The 19,341-nt window shown below is 68.1% G+C and carries 19 protein-coding genes; 16 read left to right on the top strand and 3 right to left on the bottom strand.

Annotated elements, in window-relative coordinates; translation table 11 throughout:
• Positions 1 to 19 precede the first annotated feature (19 nt).
• The 9 genes from DI624_RS02715 (at position 20) to DI624_RS02755 (ending at position 8,401) form a co-directional block, all read left to right on the top strand.
• Positions 20 to 850, top strand: coding sequence for a flagellin (locus DI624_RS02715; protein WP_291535863.1), 831 nt, complete (start codon positions 20 to 22; stop codon positions 848 to 850).
• An 86-nt stretch (positions 851 to 936) separates the two neighbouring features.
• Positions 937 to 1,206 carry a flagellar protein FlaG gene (locus DI624_RS02720; RefSeq protein WP_291535864.1) on the top strand — a complete coding sequence of 90 codons (270 nt, stop codon included), beginning with the start codon at positions 937 to 939 and terminating at the stop codon, positions 1,204 to 1,206.
• 138 nt (positions 1,207 to 1,344) lie between these two features.
• Positions 1,345 to 2,169, top strand: coding sequence for a flagellin (locus DI624_RS02725; protein ID WP_291535865.1), 825 nt, complete (start codon positions 1,345 to 1,347; stop codon positions 2,167 to 2,169).
• Positions 2,170 to 2,228: 59 nt separating this feature from the next.
• Complete coding sequence (locus tag DI624_RS02730; RefSeq protein WP_291535866.1) at positions 2,229 to 4,928, top strand: transcriptional regulator; 2,700 nt, start codon at positions 2,229 to 2,231, stop codon at positions 4,926 to 4,928.
• A gap of 81 nt (positions 4,929 to 5,009) precedes the next feature.
• Positions 5,010 to 5,681: a hypothetical protein gene (locus DI624_RS02735; RefSeq protein WP_291535867.1), complete on the top strand. Its 672-nt coding sequence runs from the start codon at positions 5,010 to 5,012 to the stop codon at positions 5,679 to 5,681.
• Positions 5,681 to 6,112 (top strand): hypothetical protein, encoded by a 432-nt coding sequence (locus DI624_RS02740; protein WP_291535868.1) that lies wholly within the window; start codon positions 5,681 to 5,683, stop codon positions 6,110 to 6,112. Before DI624_RS02735 ends, DI624_RS02740 begins: the two co-directional genes overlap by 1 nt.
• A gap of 162 nt (positions 6,113 to 6,274) precedes the next feature.
• Complete coding sequence (gene ssb, locus DI624_RS02745) at positions 6,275 to 6,769, top strand: single-stranded DNA-binding protein (protein ID WP_291535869.1); 495 nt, start codon at positions 6,275 to 6,277, stop codon at positions 6,767 to 6,769.
• Between the two features lie 130 nt (positions 6,770 to 6,899).
• The gene (locus tag DI624_RS02750; RefSeq protein WP_291535870.1) at positions 6,900 to 7,838 is read left to right on the top strand and encodes a DMT family transporter; all 939 of its coding nucleotides are present in this window, start codon (positions 6,900 to 6,902) and stop codon (positions 7,836 to 7,838) included.
• A 32-nt stretch (positions 7,839 to 7,870) separates the two neighbouring features.
• Positions 7,871 to 8,401, top strand: a complete 531-nt coding sequence (locus DI624_RS02755; RefSeq protein WP_291535871.1) for a DUF1003 domain-containing protein — start codon at positions 7,871 to 7,873, stop codon at positions 8,399 to 8,401.
• 4 nt (positions 8,402 to 8,405) lie between these two features.
• On the opposite strand, the gene DI624_RS02760 is transcribed toward DI624_RS02755, so the two are convergent.
• The gene (locus DI624_RS02760; protein ID WP_291535872.1) at positions 8,406 to 8,981 is read right to left on the bottom strand and encodes a superoxide dismutase family protein; all 576 of its coding nucleotides are present in this window, start codon (positions 8,979 to 8,981) and stop codon (positions 8,406 to 8,408) included.
• A gap of 122 nt (positions 8,982 to 9,103) precedes the next feature.
• On the opposite strand from DI624_RS02760, the gene gyrA reads away from it, so the two are divergent.
• The 6 genes from gyrA to DI624_RS02790 all read left to right on the top strand — a co-directional run bounded on the left by gyrA (position 9,104) and on the right by DI624_RS02790 (position 15,866).
• The gene (gyrA, locus tag DI624_RS02765; RefSeq protein WP_291535873.1) at positions 9,104 to 11,872 is read left to right on the top strand and encodes a DNA gyrase subunit A; all 2,769 of its coding nucleotides are present in this window, start codon (positions 9,104 to 9,106) and stop codon (positions 11,870 to 11,872) included.
• 45 nt (positions 11,873 to 11,917) lie between these two features.
• Entirely contained in the window at positions 11,918 to 12,694 is a 777-nt protein-coding gene (locus DI624_RS02770) for a hypothetical protein (protein ID WP_291535874.1), read from the top strand.
• Positions 12,691 to 13,488: an aminotransferase class IV gene (locus DI624_RS02775; RefSeq protein ID WP_291535875.1), complete on the top strand. Its 798-nt coding sequence runs from the start codon at positions 12,691 to 12,693 to the stop codon at positions 13,486 to 13,488. Before DI624_RS02770 ends, DI624_RS02775 begins: the two co-directional genes overlap by 4 nt.
• A 91-nt stretch (positions 13,489 to 13,579) precedes the next feature.
• On the top strand, positions 13,580 to 14,068 hold the full coding sequence (gene coaD / locus DI624_RS02780) for a pantetheine-phosphate adenylyltransferase (RefSeq protein ID WP_291535876.1): 489 nt from the start codon (positions 13,580 to 13,582) through the stop codon (positions 14,066 to 14,068).
• 8 nt (positions 14,069 to 14,076) lie between these two features.
• Positions 14,077 to 14,964, top strand: coding sequence for a peptidylprolyl isomerase (locus tag DI624_RS02785; RefSeq protein ID WP_291535878.1), 888 nt, complete (start codon positions 14,077 to 14,079; stop codon positions 14,962 to 14,964).
• Between the two features lie 23 nt (positions 14,965 to 14,987).
• Positions 14,988 to 15,866 carry a peptidylprolyl isomerase gene (locus DI624_RS02790; RefSeq protein WP_291535879.1) on the top strand — a complete coding sequence of 293 codons (879 nt, stop codon included), beginning with the start codon at positions 14,988 to 14,990 and terminating at the stop codon, positions 15,864 to 15,866.
• Positions 15,867 to 15,870: 4 nt separating this feature from the next.
• On the opposite strand, the gene DI624_RS02795 is transcribed toward DI624_RS02790, so the two are convergent.
• A complete protein-coding gene (locus tag DI624_RS02795) occupies positions 15,871 to 16,968 on the bottom strand; it encodes a Ppx/GppA phosphatase family protein (protein ID WP_291535880.1) in 1,098 nt (365 codons plus the stop codon).
• Positions 16,969 to 17,160: 192 nt separating this feature from the next.
• On the opposite strand from DI624_RS02795, the gene phhA reads away from it, so the two are divergent.
• Complete coding sequence (gene phhA / locus DI624_RS02800) at positions 17,161 to 18,036, top strand: phenylalanine 4-monooxygenase (RefSeq protein WP_291535881.1); 876 nt, start codon at positions 17,161 to 17,163, stop codon at positions 18,034 to 18,036.
• Between the two features lie 6 nt (positions 18,037 to 18,042).
• Here the strand turns inward: phhA and DI624_RS02805 are convergent, their stop codons facing one another.
• Complete coding sequence (locus tag DI624_RS02805) at positions 18,043 to 19,338, bottom strand: MFS transporter (RefSeq protein WP_291535882.1); 1,296 nt, start codon at positions 19,336 to 19,338, stop codon at positions 18,043 to 18,045.
• Between the last annotated feature and the right edge of the window lie 3 nt (positions 19,339 to 19,341).

The following is a 19,341-nucleotide window of genomic DNA, read 5'->3' on the forward strand; positions in this document are numbered from 1 at the left end:
GTGAAGAAGGACAGCCAAAATGGCTAACAGCATCAACACCAACTACGGCGCTGCGGTCGCCCTGCAGAGCCTGAACAAGACCAACGCCCAGCTGGAGACTGCTCAGAACCGGATCAACACCGGGATGAAGGTCTCCTCGGCCAAGGACAATGGCGCCATCTTCGCCATCGCCACCAGCCAGCGGGCCAATATGGGCGCTCAGGACGCTGTGCGTAATTCGCTGCAACGGGGTCAGTCGATCATCGACGTCGCCCTGGCGGCGGGCGACACGGCGACCTCGGCCCTGGAAGAGATGAAGGCCCTGGCGGTCAACATCGCCTCCTCGACCGGCGACGCGCAGGCGGCCTATCTGGCCGACTGGAACGCCCTGGGCAAGGAAGTCGACGCGGCGCTGAAAGGCGCCAGCTTCGACGGCGTGAACCTGTGGAACACCACCACGGCGACGAACGTGACGACCTCGACGGCCGCGACCGGCAACACCTACCAGATCGGTTTCGGCACGGTGGACAAGGCGGCCGCCACGGCGATCACCGACATCACCGCGACCGCGACCGCCCCTGCCAACGCCGCCGCCGCCGCCGCCTTCTCGACCAAGGTGGACGCCGCCATCAAGTCCGTGACCTCGGACCTGGCGACGCTGGGCACCCAGTCCAAGTCGGTGGGTCGTCAGATCGCCTACGTCGGCAAGCTCCAGGACGCCCTGGAAGCCGGCATCGGCAACCTGGTGGACGCCGACCTGGCCAAGGAAAGCGCCCGTCTGACGGCCCTGCAGACCAAGCAGCAGCTCGGCGTGCAGGCGCTGTCCATCGCCAACTCGTCCAGCTCGATCCTGCTGGGCCTGTTCCGCTAAGGCGACCGGACGGGGCGGCTTCCGCCGTCCCGTCCGAGCGTCCCCCGATCCTTTAGAGGCGCGCGGCCGCGGCCGCCGATGGAGCCATGACAAACCATGTCGCGAGAGTAACCAGCGTACCCCAGCCGATCGCGTCGACGACCCCGCAGGTCGCCGCGCCCGAAGCCCGTAACGACAACGCCGACGCCAGCCGCTATCGCCTGACGATCGAGGCCGTGGGCGACAATCGGTTCATCTACAAGATTCTCGACCGGGTGACGGGCGAGGTCATCCGCCAACTGCCGCGCGAAGAGGTCGAGAAACTGGCCTCCGATCCCACCTATCGCGGCGGAAAGATCGTCGACACCACGGCCTGAACGGCCGTCCGATCGACCCCGGATTCGTCAACGCCGCCGGCGCGCCGGACGGCGCGATCATGGTTTCCGGCGCGTTAACCCTCCGCTCACGACTCATGGTTAATAGTGCGCGGAACAGAACGTCCGGGGCTTGAAGCCATGACCACCAGCATCCACACCAATACCTCGGCGATGATCGCCCTGCAGAATCTGAACCGGACCAACGATCAGTTGGCCTCGACGCAGAGCCGGGTGAACACGGGGCTGAAGGTGCAGGGCGCCAAGGACAACGCCGCCGTCTGGGCCGTGGCCCAGGGGCAGCGCGCGGATCGCGGTTCCCTGGAGGCCGTGACCACCAGCCTGAACCGCGCCACCTCCATCGCCGACGTGTCCCTGGCCGCCGGCGAACAGATTTCCGACATCCTGGTCGAACTGAAGCAAAAGGCCACCGCCGCCGCCGATCCCAGCGCCACTGCGGCGATGCGGACCTCCTACAACGACGAGTTCCAGTCGCTTCTGAGCTCGATCCAGTCGTTCGCCGACAACGCCGTCTTCGACGGCTCCAACATCTTGGATGGGACCGCCACGACCGCGCTGAACTTCCTGGCCAGCGCCGACGCCTCCGAAACCATTTCGCTGGACCGGCAGAACCTGACGCTGGCCGGACTGTCGCTGACAGGCACGAGCCTGACAAGCGAGGCCAATGCGACCGCGGCCCTGACGGCGGTCAACGCGGCCATCGCCACCAGCAGCTCGCGCCTGGCCGAGCTGGGCGCCCAGGCCAAGCAGATCGAACGCCACACCACCTATGTCGGCAAGTTGTCGGACGCGCTGGAGGCGGGCATCGGCAATCTGGTGGACGCCGACATGGCCAAGGAAAGCGCGCGCCTGACCGCGCTCCAGGTGCAGCAGCAGCTGGGCGTCCAGGCCCTGTCCATCGCCAACCAGTCGCCGCAGATCATCCTGTCGCTCTTCAAGGGCTGATCGGGGATTTAAGGGTTCGTTATCGGGCCGGGCGGCATGATCGGGGCGGAGCCGCCTGAATGATCAACAACAGCTATCTGCTGGGTCTGTTCGGGGCGTCGACGGATACGTCGTCGCTGATCGGCGCGACCACGTCCGCCGCCGCGGCCAGGAAGACCCAGCCGACCGCCCCCTGGGCCTCGACCTCCGCCGAGACGGCGCCCAAGGCCAGCGACATGGTGCGCGCCGCACTGGCGGGCCGTCGCCTGATCAACGAATCCGCCGTCGACCTGGATATGGCCGGCGCCTCGGCCGACTATCGCAAGCTTTTCGCCCTGTATCAGGGCCTGAATTCGCTGAGCGCCCTGGCAGACCGCGCCAACGCCAAGGGGCTGAGCAGCGCCGAGGCCGCCCAGGTCTCCAAACGGTTCGAAGCCGGGATGGTCGAGATGTCGGACTATCTGAAGTCCGCCTCCTTTCAGGACGTGCGGCTGGTGCAGGGCGTGTCCCAGTCCACGGTCAAGACCGGCTATGCGCTGGAAAAGGCGCAGTCCACCTTCACCACCACGCCGATCCACGACGGCGCCCTGACCGACAGCGTCAAGGCGTTCGAGGGCGATGTGCAGTTCGCCGTCACCATCCGCACCGCTGCGGGAACCCAGTCGGTCGGCGTGGACCTGTCCGACATGGGCGCGACGCCCCGGACGATGGACAATGTGATCGCCCACATCAACGGCGTGCTCGAAGACGCCGGCGTCGCCACCCGCGTCGAACGCCAGATGATCGAGGCCCAGCCCAAGATCGTCAAGAGCGGCTCCAAGACCATCACCCTGCCGGCCGGTCCCGATCAGTGGGCGCTGCGGATCCGGGGCGCGGCGGGCGAAACCGTCGGCTTCCAGGCCGTCGATACGTCCGACGCCGTCTATGTGACCCAAGGGTCCGGCGTGAACGGCGCGGCCCAACTGCTGAAGTTCCAGGCCGACGGCGGCGCGGCGCCGGCCGCCCAGCAGGGCGTCGGCGATCCGTTCTGGGTCGAGGGGCGGGTAGGGCAGGCCGACCTGCCCGCCGGGATGGCCGCCGTCCGCTCCAGCGCCACGGCCCCGGACGGTTCGGTCTGGGTCGTCGCCGACCTGACCCAGGGCGCGGACAACCAGCCGATCAAGGGCGACCGCGACGTCGCCCTGTTGAAATACGATTCCGCCGGCAATCTGATGCAGACCAAGCTGCTGGGCGCCGCCTCCATCGCCAACGGCTTCTCCATCGCCGTGGACGCCGACGGCCGGGTCGCGGTGGCCGGCTCCGTCACCGGAGCTTTGGAGCCGGGCAAGAGCGGCGACGCCGCCAATGTCGCCGACAGTTTCGTCACCGTCTTCGACGCGGACGGCAAGGAGCTGTGGACCCAGCGCCGCGGCGCCAAGGCGGCCGACGAGGCGACCGAGGTCGGTTTCGGCGCCGACGGCATGGTCTACGTCGCCGGCCGGTCCAAGTCGGCCATGCCCGGCCAGGCGGCGCTGGGCGGCTGGGATTCCTATCTTCAGACCTTCCAGGAAAAGCCGCTGACCGTCATCGGCCCCGTCGCCGGGGTCAATGTCTCCACCCTGCAATTCGGCACGGGCGACGACGATTCCGTCCAGGCCATGACGGTGTCCGGTTCGGACATCTACACCGCAGGCGTCGAGAGCGGGCGGGCGGTGGTGCGCCGCTTCACCCTGGACGCGGCGGGCGTTCCCACCCTGGCGGCGACGCGCGACCTGGGCCTGGCCAGCGGCTCCATCGCGGGCATATCGGTCGAGAACGGCCAGGTCGTGCTGACCGGCCAGACCGACAATCCGGCCCTGGACATCGGCGCGGTGACGAACCCCCATGCGGGCGGGACCGATGTCTTCGTGGCCACCCTGTCCACGGATCTGCAGCCTGCGTCCGGCGACCGGCTGACCTATTTCGGCGGGGCCGGAAACGACACCGCCGCCGATGTCGCGATCAAGGACGGCAAGGTCTGGATCACCGGCACGAACCGCGAAGCGGGGGCCGAAAAGACCGATCCGACCCGGGCCTATCTGGCGCGGCTGGACCTGGCCACCGGCGCGGTCGAATACAATCAGACCTGGCGCGGAGAGGGGGATCAGGCCGCGCCGACCAGCCTCAGCCTGGCCTCGGGCGGCGCCAGCGTGCTGGACCGGCTGGGCCTGCCCCAGGGCGAGATCATGCAGGCCGATTCCAAGCTGCTGACCGTGGCCACCGCCGCGCGCGTCGGCGATCAGTTCAGCATCTCTCCGGCCGGCGGCGGGCGGGCCGTCACCGTCACCATCGACGCCAAGGACACGCTGGACACCCTGGCCAAGAAGATCGTGACCGCCTCCAACCGCCAGCTGAAGGCCACGGTCGTCACCGACTCGCGCGTCGTCCCGCCGGTCCAGCGGCTCCAGATCGTCGCCGCCGACAACAAGGAGGGCGCCGTCATCTCGGCCGGGGCGGTGGGCAAGGACGCCCTGGCGGCGCTGGGCCTGTCGCCCGGCTTCGTCGGCAAGACATCGGACAAGACGGCCAAGACCTATGGGCTGAACCTGCCCAACACATTGAACCTGAACGACGCCGCCGGCGTCAAAGCCGCCATCGACGCCCTGGCCCAGGCCATGACGGCGGTCCGCTCGGCCTATCGCTCCTTGGGGCCGCAGACGACGCCCGCAACCAACACCCAGACCGGCGCCGGCTCCTCGACCGCCTATCAACAGGCCCAGGCCGCCAACTTCCAGGCCGCCCTCAACCGCCTCCTGGCCTGATCGCGTCTTCGTCCCGCCAAGGCGGTTGACGCCCGGCGCCCGCTTGGCCTTATTGGCCCCCTCATCCGCGAAAGACCGTTCATGGCCCTTCCGAAAGACAACCGCGTCATCATAGCGGTCGGCGCCGGCGTGGTGATCATCGCCGCGGTGGTGCTGGCCCTGGTCTTCACCGCCGGGGGAAACAGGACGACCGAGCCGCCGCCGGCGTCCAAGGGCGGGCTGGTGGTCAATCTGGCCGAGGCGCCCAGCCTGGAGCCGACGCGCGAGTTGCGCTGCTTCGTGGACGGCCAGTTCGTGGGCATGGCGACCCTGGCCGACTGCGCGCGCCGCAACGGCCTGGCGACCGATGCGCTTGACGTGGGGCTGGACTCGACCGGCGCCCTTGCCGCCGCCCCCACTGCCGCCTTCGCCCCGCCGCCGGAACTGCCCGCCGTCGAGATGGCCGAGGCGCCGCCGGCGGACAGCCTGGAGCCCGCGCCTGCGCCTCGACCGGCGCCGAGCGCCTCGGGCAGCCCCTGCCTGCGGCACACGGGCTCGGACTGGCGCACCCTGTCGGGCAGCATGAGTTTGAACGCCTGCGTCCAGGCGCTTTACGCCGGAACCTGCGTGGGGCCGGGCGACGCCCAATACGGCCGATGGGGCGACACGACGCTGCGTCTGGTGCCGCGCCGGGTGGAACAGTCGAACGACAACGCGCGTTTCCGCACCCTGGCCGAGCAGGATCGCAACTGCCAATTTCCTGGAATGAACTGATGCGCCTCGCCGTTCTCGTCCCTGCCGCGGTCGTCGCCGGCGCCGCCCTTGCGAGCGCCTGTTCCAACGAGCCGAAGTTCGAGTTCGTGGACGGCGCCTGCTATTTCCTCGCCACGCCCGACAACGCCGCCCCGCGCCTACAGAAGATCGCCGACGACCAGCCCCAGATCGAACAGTGCGCCGCGCGGCTGGAGGAGATGCGCCTGCGGTTCCTGCGCATGGGCGGTTCGAACCAGGAAGTGACCGGCGCCTATCAGGGGCGCTACATTTTCATCGACCGCGAGGGGGTCAAGATCGGCAAGAGCCTGAACGGCAGCCGCTTCTTCGCCATGGCGCGCACCGGCGACGGCCGCCTGGCCATCCCCGGCGCCATTCAGCGCGACGAGGCGGGCCGCCCCGTCGCTGTGGCGGCGGAGCCGGTCGCGAACTAGGGCTTGCGCGCCGCGAACAAAGGTGGAACATTTCGTTAATCCACCGATTTGGCGGGTCGGATGAAGAATGCGGATGGCGGCGCTCCGCTTCCGTCCTAAGACATCCGGCTGAATACCGGGGCGCGCGAGAGACTCGCGGCCTGTGCAGAGAAGGAAGTTCCCATGGCGGGCAGCGTCAACAAGGTCATTCTGGTCGGCAACCTGGGTCGCGACCCGGAAATCCGCTCCATGCCCAACGGCGACCGCATCGCCAACCTGTCCATCGCCACCTCGGAAACCTGGCGCGACAAGTCCTCGGGCGAGCGCAAGGAAAAGACCGAGTGGCACCGGGTCGTCATCTTCAATGACAACATCGTCAAGGTGGTCGAGAACTATGTGAAGAAGGGCTCGACCGTCTATGTCGAGGGCGCGCTCCAGACCCGCAAATGGACCGACCAGCAGGGCGTCGAGAAATATTCGACCGAGATCGTGGTCGGGCGCTTCAAGGGCGAACTGACCATGCTGGGCGGCCGTTCGGACGGCGCCGGCCAGGGCGGGGGCTATGGCGGCGGCCGCGGCGGCGACGACGACTATTCCTCGGGCTTCTCCACCGGCGGCGCCAACAAGCCCAGCGGACCCAAGGAAAGCTACGACCTGAACGACGACATTCCTTTCTGAGGCCCGGCCGGTGGGGGGCTATGAGAGGGTCGGGGACGCCTTTCATGCCGCCCGTCGGAGGCTCGGACGCGAAACCCCGGATCATCCAAAGTGAGCCGACGGCGGGTCCGCGCCGTGTCATAGAGCGCCCATGACCGACGCCGCCGCCCGAACCGCCCCCGCCCCCGCGCCATCGCCGATCAAGCCCCATGCGCTGACGGGGCTGGAGATCGCCGCCATCGTGGCGATCATCGTGGTCTGGGGGGTGAACAACGCCGGGGCCAAGCTGGCGACCGAGACCCTGTCGCCGCTGCTGGTCGGGGCCATTCGTTTCGGCGTCGCCTCGGCCTGTCTGATCGCCTTCGTGCGTCCGCCGTTCCCGGACTGGAAAAGCCTGCTGCTGATCGTCCTGCTGGGCGGGCCGATCCAGTACGGCCTCGTCTATACCGCCTATTGGCTGGCGAACGACGTCAGCCCGGTGACGGTGGCCAACCAGCTGTGGATTCCCTTCACCGCCCTGTTCGCCTTTCTGATCCTTGGCGAGCGATTGTCGAAGGCGGCGCTGCTCGGCATGGCCGTGGCCTTCGTCGGCGTGGCCTGGATGACGCTGGACGCCCATGCGCTTCAGGACTGGAAGGCCATTCTGGTCGCCATCGCCGCGGGCGCCGCCTGGGGCGTGACGACGGTGGTCGCCAGACGGACCACCTCCATCCCGCCGCTGAAGATGCAGGGTCTGCTGGCCCTGGGCGCCCTTCCCGTCATGGCCTTCGGCTCGGCCGTGTTCGAACAGGGCCAGTGGCAGGCGATCCAGCGCGCCACGCCCATGGTCTGGGCCTCGCTGCTGTGGGCCGGCGTCGTGTCGTCGGTCCTGGCGACGACCCTGCTGTTCTGGCTGGTCCAGCGGCGCGAGGCGGGGCGGGTGACGCCCTATCTGCTGGCGACGCCGGTGGTGTCGATGGCGATCGGCTGGGGCTTCATGGGCGATGTGCTGACGCCGCAGATCCTGATCGGCTCGGCCGTCGCCATGGGCGGGGTGGCGCTGGTGGCCCTGGCCGAACGGGGCTTGCGCGCGGGCGCCGCCAAGGCTTGATCTGCGCCTGAGCCACATCCCAGGAGACCGCCATGTCCCACGCCCCCGTCGACGCCGATCACGTCTCTCGCCGCTGGCTGGGCAAGGCGACGCACGACCTGCCCGCCAGCGAGGCCAGCGTGGTGCGCAGCACCGCCGACCGCCGCCCGATCTCCGAGGACGTCAACGAGGCCTTCGCCGATCGCCAGACCTTCGGCGAGCGGCTGGCCGACCGGGTGGCGGCGTTCGGCGGCTCCTGGCCCTTCATCATCGCCTTCGGGGTGTTCCTGGCGGGATGGACCGTCCTCAATCTGCTGCTGAGCAAAGAGGCGTTCGATCCCTATCCGTTCATCTTTCTGAACCTGGTCCTGTCCATGCTGGCGGCGGTCCAGGCGCCCGTCATCATGATGAGCCAGAACCGCCAGGCCGCCAGGGACAGGCTGGACGCGGGCAACGACTATCAGGTCAACCTGAAGGCCGAGATCGAGATCATGGCCCTGTTGGACAAGGTCGAGCACCTGACCGCCCGGCAGGAGGAGCAGACCGAGATGATCCTCCGCCTCCTGGCCGAACGGGCGCGCTGACCGATCAGCTGGCGCTGAGCGCCGCGCAGGCCACGCGGTCGCCGGCGCCGCCGATGGGCTGGCTGACGTGGTCGTCGGGATTGGCGTGGATGATGACGGCCGACCCGTCGGCGTCCCACAGCCACTGTCCCGGGCCTTCGGACGAGATGCGGACGCGGGGCGTGAACAGTTCGGCGTTCACCTTGCCGTCGGCGCCGGCGTAGATGTTGGGCAGGTCGCCGTCGTCGGGACCGGCGGCGTTCAGCAGGCCGTGCGGGGCCTTGGGCTCGCCGTGATTGACGTGGGCGCCGGACGAGGTGAAGGGCGCGGCGCATTCGCCGGTCGCATGGATGTGGATGCCGTGCCAGCCCGGCGTCAGGCCGGAGGCCTCGACCTTGATCAACAGGCCGGTCGGCCCCTGACGCAGATCGACGCGGCCGATATTGGCGCCCGAGGCGTTGATCAGGACGGCCTGCCCCGTGGCGCCGACGGGCGCGCGGTCCACATGGGCCTGAGAGGCGTTCCCGGTCGCGGCGCAGGCCGTCGTCAGGGCAAGGGGCGAGGCGATCAGGAGGGCGGCGGCGAGCGTAGAGACGCGCATGTGGAAAGTCCTTTCAGAGACGGGCTTTCACGGCGACGTCGCTTTGCCACCGAGGCCCTTGAATGCTAGAAATCGTCACAGCGGATCACGTTCCGATTCCGGCCGCATAAAGCCACGCTTCCTTGACCGACGACAGCTACGAAAACGCCGCAACTCCGATCAACGGCCGGGGCGGCGGCTCCGACATTTCCACGATCACGATCGAGGACGAACTGAAGCGTTCGTACCTCGACTACGCCATGAGCGTGATCGTCAGCCGCGCCCTGCCGGACGCGCGCGACGGCCTGAAGCCGGTTCACCGTCGCATCCTGTATTCGATGCACGATCTGAACATGACGCCGGAGCGCAGCTATTCGAAGTGCGCGCGCGTGGTCGGGGACGTGCTGGGCCGGTTCCACCCCCACGGCGACGCCTCGGTCTATATGGCCCTGGTGCGGATGGCCCAGCCCTTCTCGATGGGGCTGATGCTGGTCGACGGCCAGGGCAACTTCGGCTCGGTCGACGGCGATATGCCCGCCTCGATGCGTTACACCGAGGCCCGGATGGCCCCGGCGGCCGTGGCCCTGATGGCCGACATCGACAAGGACACCGTCGATTTCCAGCCCAACTACGACGAGAAGGAGCTGGAGCCGGTCGTCCTGCCGTCGCGCATCCCCAACCTGCTGGTCAATGGCGCGGGCGGCATCGCCGTGGGCATGGCGACCAACATCCCGCCGCATAATCTGGGCGAGGTCGTGGACGCGGCCCTGGCCCTGCTGGACGATCCGAACGTGTCGGACGACGCGCTTCTGGACATCGTGCCCGGCCCGGACTTTCCGACCGGCGGCGAGATCATGGGCCGCACGGCGCCGCGCAATGCGCTGCGCGACGGGCGCGGCTCGGTCATCGTGCGCGGCCGCGCCTCCATCGAGGAAATCCGCAAAGACCGCGAGGCCATCGTGGTCACGGAACTGCCCTATCAGGTCAATAAGCTGACCCTGATCGAACGCATCGCCGAAATGGTGCGCGAGAAGCGTCTGGAAGGGATTTCCGACGTCCGCGACGAATCCGACCGGCAGGGGATGCGGATCGTCATCGAACTGAAGCGCGACGCCTCGGGCGACGTGATCCTGAACCAGCTGTGGCGCTATACGGCCATGCAGAGCTCGTTCGGCGTCAACATGCTGGCGCTGAACCATGGCCGGCCCGAGCAGACGGGTCTGCGCGACCTGTTGCAGATCTTCCTGGACTTCCGCGAGGAAGTCGTCGTCCGCCGCGTCAAGTACGAACTGAACAAGGCGCGCGACCGGGGCCACGTCCTGGTCGGTCTGGCCGTCGCCGTGGCCAATATCGACGAGGTGATCCACATCATCCGCTCCTCGGCCGATCCGACCGAGGCGCGCGAGCGGCTTCAGGGCAAGGCCTGGCCCGTGGGCGACATGATGGCCCTGGTCGAACTGATCGCCGACCCGCGCACCGTGATCGTCGAGGGCGACAAGATCCGCCTGACCGACGAACAGGCCCGCGCCATCCTGGCCCTGACCCTGTCGCGCCTGACCGGCCTGGGCCGCGACGACATCTTCGGCGAGGCGCACGGCCTGGCCGGGACCATCCAGGGCCACCTGACCATACTGTCGGACCGAAAGAACGTCCTGGCCATCATCCGCGACGACCTGATCGACGTGAAGGACAGGTTCGCGGTGCCCCGCCGCACCCTGATCGGGGAAGGCGACGGCGAGATGGAGGACGAGGACCTGATCCCGCGCGAGGACATGGTCGTCACCGTCACCCACGGCGGCTACGTCAAGCGCGTGGCCCTGAACGCCTATCGGACCCAGCATCGCGGCGGCAAGGGCCGTTCCGGCATGGCGATGAAGGACGAGGACGCCATCACCGGCGTCTTCAGCGCCTCGACCCACACGCCGGTCCTGTTCTTCGCCACCAACGGCAAGGCCTACAAGCTGAAGACCTGGCGCCTGCCGCTGGGCAATCCGCAGTCGCGCGGCAAGGCGTTCGTCAACCTGCTGCCGATCGAACCGGGCGACAGCATCATGAACGTCCTGCCCCTGCCCGAGGACGAGGCGACCTGGGGCGACTACGACATCATGTTCGCCACCAGTTCCGGCGACGTGCGCCGCAACAAGCTGTCGGATTTCGCCACCGTCAACCGCGCCGGCAAGATCGCCATGAAGCTGGAAGGCGACGACCGGATGGTCGGCGTCGGCCTGTGCACGGCGGAAGACGATGTGATGCTGACCACGGCGCTGGGCCGGGCGATCCGCTTCAAGGCCGACGACGTGCGGGTGTTCAAGGGACGGGATTCGACCGGCGTGCGGGGCGTGCGCCTGCAGGACGGGGACGAGGTCATCTCCATGGCCATTCTGGGCCGCGTGGATGCGACGCCGGAAGAACGCGCCGCCTACGTCAAACACGCCAACGCCATGCGCAAGGCCCTGGCCGGCGCCGAGGGCGAAGACGAGGCGGCCCCGGTCGAGGCCGACGACGAGGCCGCCGGCGACGCCGTCCTGTCGGTCGAACGCATCGCCGAACTGGGCGCGGCCGAACAGTTCATCCTGACCGTCACCGAAACCGGCTTCGGCAAGCGGTCCTCGGCCTATGAATATCGGCGCACCGGACGCGGCGGCCAGGGGCTGACGGCCCACGGCCTGGGCGGACGCGCGGGCGACCGCCTGGCCGCCGCCTTCCCCGTCGAGGAGACGGACGACCTGCTGCTTGTCACCTCGGGCGGCCAGATGATCCGCACCCGCATGGACCAGGTCCGCATCGTCGGCCGCTCCAGCCAGGGCGTCACCATCTTCCGCACCGGCAAGGACGAGAAGGTCGTCTCGGTCGAACGCCTGCCCGAGAGCGGCGGGGATGACGCGGAAGTTGAAACCGACACGCCTGAGTGATTGATATTGCGCCCCTCTCCCCGCATGGTGGGGAGAGGGGGCTCTATGATACGCTATATATGTTTTGTGCTGCTGTTCCTTGTGACGGCATGCGCCATGCCGACCGCCGATCCGGCTCGCGAAGATCAGGCGGATAGAGCTTACGGCTATGTCGCTTCCGGTGACGAAAAGGGCTTGGCCGCGATAGCGACTGACGGTTTGAAGGCTAATCTGAACGGCGATGTGTTGGAGCAGTTGAAAGGCTTTGGATCCGTCCAAAAGCCGGAGGCCGCCAAGACCGTTCAATGGCAGTCCAGCTTCACGCCACAGACCAGCGCCTACAAGGTTGTTCGCGAGTACGGCTATCCGGACAAGGTCGTTCAGTTCGAAACGCTTATGGTGCGCGGATCTGGGGGAGCATGGCAGGTGGAGGCCGTGCACATCAACAGCTTCACCGCCGCCCAGATAGCTTTGGGGCGCTTTACGATCGCGAACAGATCGCCACTTCACTATTTCGTCTTGGCCGCACTGGTGGTCACGCCACTCATCTGTCTCGTCACTGTTGGGGTTGCGGCATTCCGGCGGAGGTGGGGCTGGATGGTCGCCTGCCTGTTCGGTGTCGGTCAGGTGTCGTTCAACTGGGCGACCGGGGCGATCCAGTTTCAAGCCTTGCAGTTCGCCGTACTTGGCGCTGGCCTCGTGAAGGGGCCGCTCATCACAGACGCGTGGGTCATGTTCTTCGCCCTGCCGCTTCCGGCGATCTTCTTCTGGATCTTGAAGAAATGGCGGCCAAAACCGATGCGCAAACCCAAGAAGCCCACAGTCACGCAGTCGGTTGAATGACGATCCTGATCGACGGCCGCCCTGCCACGACCGAGGACCTGACCCATCAGGCTCTCGTCAACTACGGCGCCTATACCTCCTTCCGCGTGGAGCAGGGGGGCGTGCGCGGTCTCGACCTGCATCTGACCCGGTTGGAGCAGGCGGCAGTCGAACTGTTCGGGGAAAGTCCCGGCGAGGCTGAGCTGCGCCGCCTGATGGCGCTGGCGGTGGATGGACGGGACGCCTGCTGGCTGCGGGTCAGTCTCTTCGCGCCCGAGATCGGTCACCGCAATCCATCCTTCGTGGGCCGGCCCAGGGTGATGACTGTGGTCTCGCCTCCGCCGCCGCCTCTGGCGACCAGCATGAGGGTGACGACCGTGCCTCATGTCCGCGAGGCGGCGCATCTGAAACACGTCGCCACCTTCGGCCAGACCCGGGCGCGTCGGGCCGCCCGCGCGGCCGGGTTCGACGACGTGCTGTTCATCGACGATCAGGGCTGCGTCTCCGAGGGGGCGACCTGGAATATCGGCTTCATCCAGGGCGACCGGATCGTCTGGCCCCAGGCCCTCATGCTGGCGGGCGTGACCCAGAGCCTGATCCAGCGGGGGCTGGAGGAAGCGGGTCTGTCGTCGGAAATCCGGCCGGTGCGTCTGGACGAGGCTGGAACCCTGGACGGCGCCTTCCTGTGCAACGCCGCCACGCCGGTCTGTCCGATCACCGCCATCGGCGATGTGACCTTTGCCGCTGACCCGGCGATCCTGAGCAGGCTGGAACGCGCCTGGTCATCGCAGCCGCCTCAACCTGTCGCGGTTTAAGGCGATGACGAAGCCGTCAGCAGCCTAGGCCGCTGATTTCGCACCTGCTAAGTCACGCCGAACGACAGGCGACAGGCTGGGGAGAAACGCCATGCGCATCGGACTTTATCCGGGCACCTTCGACCCGGTGACGAACGGGCACACCGACATCATCAAACGGGCGCTGAAGCTTGTCGACCGGATCGTGATCGGCGTGGCGCGCAACGACGAGAAGGGACCGCTGTTCACGACCGACGAACGGGTCCAGATGCTTCAGGCCGAGGTCGCGGGCCTGGGCGGCGACATCGTCGTCCAGCCGTTTTCGAACCTGCTGATGCATTTCGCCGAAGAGCTGAACGCCAACGTCATCATCCGGGGTTTGCGCGCGGTCGCCGACTTCGAATACGAGTTCCAGATGACGGCCATGAACCAGCGCCTCAATCAGGACATCGAGACCGTATTCCTGATGGCCGATCCGCGGCATCAGGCCATCGCCTCGCGGCTGGTCAAGGAAATCGCCCGTCTGGACGGCGCGATCGACAGTTTCGTCAGCCCCGCCATCGCCGCGCGCGTGCGGGACAAGGTCAAGCACGGGATTTGAGAGAGACTATGCGTAAGGCGATCATCGCGGCCGGCCTCGGCGTCCTTCTGGCTTCCAGCGCGGTCCAGGCCCAGACGGCCGCCCCAGCCGTCGCCCCAGCCGTCGCCCCAGTCGTCGCCTCGCCCGGCGACTGGCGCGCCGTCGCGCCCGAAAACCTCCTGGTCATCGACACCGCCAAGGGGCGCATCCTGGTGGAGCTGATCCCGGTCGCGGCGCCCAACCACGCCGAACGCATCCGCACCCTGGCCAATCAGGGCTTCTACGACGGACTGAAGTTCCACCGCGTCATCCCCGGCTTCATGGCCCAGACCGGAGACCCCAAGGGCACGGGCGAGGGGGGCAGCGATCTGCCCGACCTGAAGGCCGAGTTCAGCTTCCGCCGCGGCCGCGACGCCGGCTTCGTCGCCGTTCCGAGCTCGGGCGCAGGTGTGCGCGGCCTGGTCGGCGACCTGCCTGTCCAGACCCAGCCCGACGCCCAGATGATGGTCACGGCCGACTTCAAGGTCGACGCCCATGGCCTGTTCTGCCCTGGCGTCCTGGGCATGGCGCGGGCGGGTTCGCCGGACAGCGCCAACAGCCAGTTCTTCCTGATGATGGGCGCCCGCGATCAGCTGGACGGCGTCTATACCGCCTTCGGCCGCGTGGTGTCGGGCATGGATGTGCTGGACAAGCTCAAGAAGGGCTCGGAGGCCGAGGACGGCAAGGTGAGCGATCCCGACGTCATGACGCAGGTCCGCATGGCCTCGGCCCTGCCGGAGGAGCGGCGCCCGACCGTGCGGGTGCTGAACGCCGGCAGCGCGGCCTTCGCCGAGCGGATCGCCGCGGCCCGCGCCGCGCGCGGCGCCGCCTTCAGCATTTGCGACGTCCAGCCGGTCGCCGAGGTCGTCGGCGGCTGAGACGATCATAGGGGGCAGGGGACATGGTTCGAAACGTACTGACGGCGGCGGTCGTGGCCGCCCTTCTTTCCGGCCCGGCGCTGGCGCAGGAGGCCGCGCCGCCCGCGCCCCCTCCGCCGCCTCCGGCCCCGACCGACTGGCGCGCCATCGCCCCCGGCGACCTTCTGGTCGTCGACACGACCAAGGGGCGCATCCTGGTCGAGCTGGCGCCCGAACTGGCTCCCGCCCACGTGGATCGCATCAAGCTGCTGGCTGCGCGGGGCTTTTACGACAACCTGGCCTGGCACCGGGTGATCGACTGGTTCATGGCCCAGACCGGCGATCCCCTGGGCACGGGCGAGGGCCAGAGCTGGTATCCCGACCTGAAGGGAGAGTTCACCTTCCGCCGCGGCCCCGACATGGCCTTCATCCCCGTCGCCGCGCCGACCGGCGCCCTGGTCGGCTTCGTCCGCTCCGTGCCGGTCCAGACCCAGCCCGACGACCTGATGGCCGGCACCGGCGACAAGAAGGTGCACGGCTGGGGCCTGTATTGCCCCGGCGTCGCCGGCATGGCGCGCGACGAGGGCAATGACACCGCCAACAGCCAGTTCTTCCTGATGCGCCAGGCCTATCCCGCGCTGGACAAGCGCTACACCGTCTGGGGCCGCGTGGTTTCGGGACTCGACGTGGTGCGCGCCCTGAAGGCCAGTCCCAACCCCGACGGAATCGTGACCGAGCCGGATCGCATGACCCGCGTGCGCCTGGCCTCGGACCTGCCCGAGGCCGAGCGTCCGGCGGTGCGGATGATGAACACCGCCTCCGCCGCCTTCCGCGCCCTGGCCGAACAGGCGCGTCAGGCCAAGGGGGCCGACTTCTCCGTCTGCGATATAGACGTGCCCGTGCAGGTCACGCCGGGGGCGTGAACTTTCAGGCCGCCGAAGCCCGTCCCCGCCCGCGCCGACGGCGGCGACGGCGCGGCGGCTTCTGCTCCTCGCGCATCCTTTGCAGCAGCAGACCCTCGCGCAGACCCCGGTCGGCCACCCGCACCCGTTCGGACGGCCAGGCGCGCTGGATCGCCTCCAGGATCGCCGCCCCGGCCAGCACCAGATCGGCGCGATCGGGGCCGATGCAGGCCTCGCGCGCCCGGCCGTCCGGCCCCAGGGCCTTCAGCCGGTCCGCCGCCGCCTCGCAGTCGCTCCGCGTCATCCACAGCCCGTCGACCCGGTCGCGGTTGTAGCGCGGCAGTTTCAGGTGGATGCCGGCCAGGCTGGTGATCGCCCCGGACGTGCCGATCAGATGCGCCCGATCCCGCGCAAGCAGGGCCAGCATCCCCGCATCCTGGATCCCGCCAGCCGCCAGGGCCGCGCCCATGTCGGCGACCATGGCCTCGTACCAGCTATCGCCCGCATTCGCCGGTTCCGGGTGGCGTTCGGCCAGGGAGACGACGCCCAGCGGCGCCGACATCCAGCCGGTGGTCCGCCACTGGGTCTCCTCGCGCTTCAGCCACGACAGTTCGGTCGAGCCGCCGCCCACGTCGATGATGACCACCCCCTCGGCCCGTGGGTCGATCAGGTTCAGGCAGCCCTCGACCGCCAGCCGCGCCTCCTCGGCCGGGTCGATGATGCGCAGGCGAAGCCCGGTGCCCCTGCGCACCCGGTCGATGAAGTCCGCACCGTTTTCGGCGGCGCGGCAGGCCTGGGTGGCGACGGCGCTGAGCCGGGCGGAATCCACGCCCTTCCTGACGATCCGTTCCGCGCACAGGGCCAGGGCGTCATAGGCCCGATCCATCGCCTGGGGGTCCAGCCGCCCGCTGCGCGTCAGGCCCTCGCCCAGGCGCACGATGCGGCTGAAACTGTCCACCACGCGAAAGCCGTCGCGCGACGGCCGCGCGATCAGCAGCCGACAATTATTGGTCCCCAGATCGAGCGCGCCATACAGCGGCGCATCCCGACCCGACGCATCCCGCGGACGGGAAGGCTGGGACCGCTCGTCGCGCCGTCGGGGCGCGCCGGGGGTCTCCGGCATGGGTCGTCATTCCGATGTGGGCGGTCCGAAGCGGCGCCCGTCCCCGTCAGCCTAGCGCGCCGGGATCGTCCGCGCCAAGCCATTCTGTCACGAAGATGAACGGCCGGCGGAAGTCGACTTCGTCGCCTGTGCGCACGGCGGTGGAAGGGGCGGGCGCTCCTCGCTAGAGTGGCGAAAAATGAGGAGCGTCCGATGTCCGATTTCGAGCATGTCTTCGAACAGCCGCCCGAGGGCGCGGCCGCCGATTGGACCATCCCCCAGAACTGGGCCGCCTACACCGAGGTCGAGCATCGGACCTGGGACACGCTTTACGCCCGCCAGATGGAGATTCTGCCCGGTCGCGCCTGCGACGCCTTTCTGAACGGGCTGAAGGCGCTGGACCTCAACGCCGGCGGCATCCCCGATTTCGAGGCGATCAATCCCAGGCTCCAGGCCCTGACCGGCTGGACCGTGGTCTGCGTGCCGGGGCTGGTGCCGGACGAGGTCTTCTTCGACCACCTGGCCAACCGCCGCTTCGTCTCGGGCCAATTCATCAGGAAACCGGACCAACTGGACTATCTGCAGGAGCCGGACATCTTCCACGACGTCTTCGGCCATGTGCCCATGCTGACCGACCCGGATTTCGCCGCCTATATGGAGGCCTACGGCAAGGGCGGACAGCGGGCCGCCGGCCTGGGCATGCTGCCGAACCTGGCGCGGCTTTATTGGTACACGGTCGAGTTCGGCCTGATGCGGGAGGCGGGGGGCTTGCGCATCTATGGGGCCGGCATCGTCTCGTCGGCGACCGAGAGCGTCTTCGCCCTGGACGATCCGTCGCCGAACCGGCTGGGCTTCGACCTTGAGCGGGTGATGCGGACGCTCTATCGGATCGACGACTTCCAGCAGGTCTATTTCGTCATCGATGGGCTCGAGGCGCTGAAGAACGAGACGCTGAAGGATTTCGGCCCGGTCTATGAGGCGTTGAAGGGCCAGGACGACATCGCCATCGACGCCGTCCTGCCGACCGACCAGGTCTTCACCCGCGGAACCCAGGCCTACGCCGGCAAGGGCGGGCGGTTCGCCGCCTGACCGACGTCAGGTATGCGTGATCAGGCTGTTACGCTTGGTGTCCCGCATCCTGATGAAGGTGATCAGCGACAACCCGATCATGCCCGTCACATACCAGAAGAAGACGCTCTCCAGGCCTGCGTTCTTGAACCACAGGGCGACATATTCCGCCGTCCCGCCGAACACGGCGTTGGCGATGGCGTAGGGCAGGGCGACGCCCAGGGCGCGGATATGGGCCGGAAACAGCTCGGCCTTCACCACCGCATTGATCGCCGTATAGCCCGACACGATCACCAGGCCGGCCAGGGCCAGCAGGAAGGCTGTGAACGGGCTTTCGACCCGCGACAGCGTGGTCATGATCGGCACGGTGCACAAGACGCCCAGAACCCCGAAGGCGATCATCACCGGCCGCCGCCCGATCCGGTCCGACAGGGCGCCCACGGCAGGCTGCAACAGCATGAACAGAAATAGGGCCGCCGCGCTGATCTCGGTCGCCGTGTTCTTGGGAAAGCCGGTCGTGTTGACCAGGAACTTCTGCAGGTAGGTCGTGTAGGTATAGAAGGCCAGGGTGCCGCCGGCCGTCAGGCCGAGCACCATCAGCGCTTCCTTCGGATGTTTCAGGATCAGCTGGACGGCGCTGGATTTCGGCGTGTCCTTGATGTCGGATTCCTTATGCGTTTCGTCCAGCCGGCGACGCAGCCAGAAGACGACCACGGCCAGGGCCGCGCCGACGAAGAAGGGGATGCGCCAACCCCAACTCGCCAGCGCCGTCTCGCTGAGCGTGTTCTGCAACAGGATCAGCAGCATCAGGGCGATCAACTGGCCCGAGATCAGGGTGACGTACTGGAAACTGGACCAGAAGCCCCTCCGGTGCGGCTCGGCCATTTCCGAAAGATAGGTGGCGCTGGACCCATACTCCCCGCCGACGCTGAGGCCCTGCAGCAGCCGCGCGAACAGCAGAAGCGCCGGCGCCGCCAGGCCGATCGTCGCATAGCCAGGCGTCAGGCCGATGATCAGCGAGCCTGTGCACATCAGCGTCACCGACAGGGTCAATCCCGCCTTCCTGCCCTTGCGGTCCGCATAGACGCCCATGATCCAGGCGCCGATCGGCCGCATCAGGAAACCGACCGCGAAGACGGCGGCGGCGCTCAGAAGCTGGGCGGTGGGGTCCTCGCTGGGAAAGAACACCGGGGCGAAATACAGGGTGAAGGCCGCATAGGCGTACCAGTCGAACCACTCCACCAGATTGCCGGCGGACCCGCCGACGATGTTTCTCAGGCGGCGGGCGGGGCTCATGGGTTCGGCGGGGGCTTCGGCGGTCATCGG

The sequence above is a fragment of the Brevundimonas sp. genome (assembly GCF_003248455.1).
Classification (GTDB): domain Bacteria; phylum Pseudomonadota; class Alphaproteobacteria; order Caulobacterales; family Caulobacteraceae; genus Brevundimonas.

What these genes read in the sequence shown, in the direction of transcription:
- DI624_RS02715 (WP_291535863.1), top strand. Translation starts at nt 20, where the DNA reads ATGGCTAACAGCATCAACACCAACTACGGCGCTGCGGTCGCCCTGCAG.
- DI624_RS02720 (WP_291535864.1), top strand. Translation starts at nt 937, where the DNA reads ATGACAAACCATGTCGCGAGAGTAACCAGCGTACCCCAGCCGATCGCG.
- DI624_RS02725 (WP_291535865.1), top strand. Translation starts at nt 1,345, where the DNA reads ATGACCACCAGCATCCACACCAATACCTCGGCGATGATCGCCCTGCAG.
- DI624_RS02730 (WP_291535866.1), top strand. Translation starts at nt 2,229, where the DNA reads ATGATCAACAACAGCTATCTGCTGGGTCTGTTCGGGGCGTCGACGGAT.
- DI624_RS02735 (WP_291535867.1), top strand. Translation starts at nt 5,010, where the DNA reads ATGGCCCTTCCGAAAGACAACCGCGTCATCATAGCGGTCGGCGCCGGC.
- DI624_RS02740 (WP_291535868.1), top strand. Translation starts at nt 5,681, where the DNA reads ATGCGCCTCGCCGTTCTCGTCCCTGCCGCGGTCGTCGCCGGCGCCGCC.
- ssb (WP_291535869.1), top strand. Translation starts at nt 6,275, where the DNA reads ATGGCGGGCAGCGTCAACAAGGTCATTCTGGTCGGCAACCTGGGTCGC.
- DI624_RS02750 (WP_291535870.1), top strand. Translation starts at nt 6,900, where the DNA reads ATGACCGACGCCGCCGCCCGAACCGCCCCCGCCCCCGCGCCATCGCCG.
- DI624_RS02755 (WP_291535871.1), top strand. Translation starts at nt 7,871, where the DNA reads ATGTCCCACGCCCCCGTCGACGCCGATCACGTCTCTCGCCGCTGGCTG.
- DI624_RS02760 (WP_291535872.1), bottom strand. Translation starts at nt 8,981, where the DNA reads ATGCGCGTCTCTACGCTCGCCGCCGCCCTCCTGATCGCCTCGCCCCTT.
- DI624_RS02770 (WP_291535874.1), top strand. Translation starts at nt 11,918, where the DNA reads ATGATACGCTATATATGTTTTGTGCTGCTGTTCCTTGTGACGGCATGC.
- DI624_RS02775 (WP_291535875.1), top strand. Translation starts at nt 12,691, where the DNA reads ATGACGATCCTGATCGACGGCCGCCCTGCCACGACCGAGGACCTGACC.
- coaD (WP_291535876.1), top strand. Translation starts at nt 13,580, where the DNA reads ATGCGCATCGGACTTTATCCGGGCACCTTCGACCCGGTGACGAACGGG.
- DI624_RS02785 (WP_291535878.1), top strand. Translation starts at nt 14,077, where the DNA reads ATGCGTAAGGCGATCATCGCGGCCGGCCTCGGCGTCCTTCTGGCTTCC.
- DI624_RS02790 (WP_291535879.1), top strand. Translation starts at nt 14,988, where the DNA reads ATGGTTCGAAACGTACTGACGGCGGCGGTCGTGGCCGCCCTTCTTTCC.
- DI624_RS02795 (WP_291535880.1), bottom strand. Translation starts at nt 16,968, where the DNA reads ATGCCGGAGACCCCCGGCGCGCCCCGACGGCGCGACGAGCGGTCCCAG.
- phhA (WP_291535881.1), top strand. Translation starts at nt 17,161, where the DNA reads ATGTCCGATTTCGAGCATGTCTTCGAACAGCCGCCCGAGGGCGCGGCC.
- DI624_RS02805 (WP_291535882.1), bottom strand. Translation starts at nt 19,338, where the DNA reads ATGACCGCCGAAGCCCCCGCCGAACCCATGAGCCCCGCCCGCCGCCTG.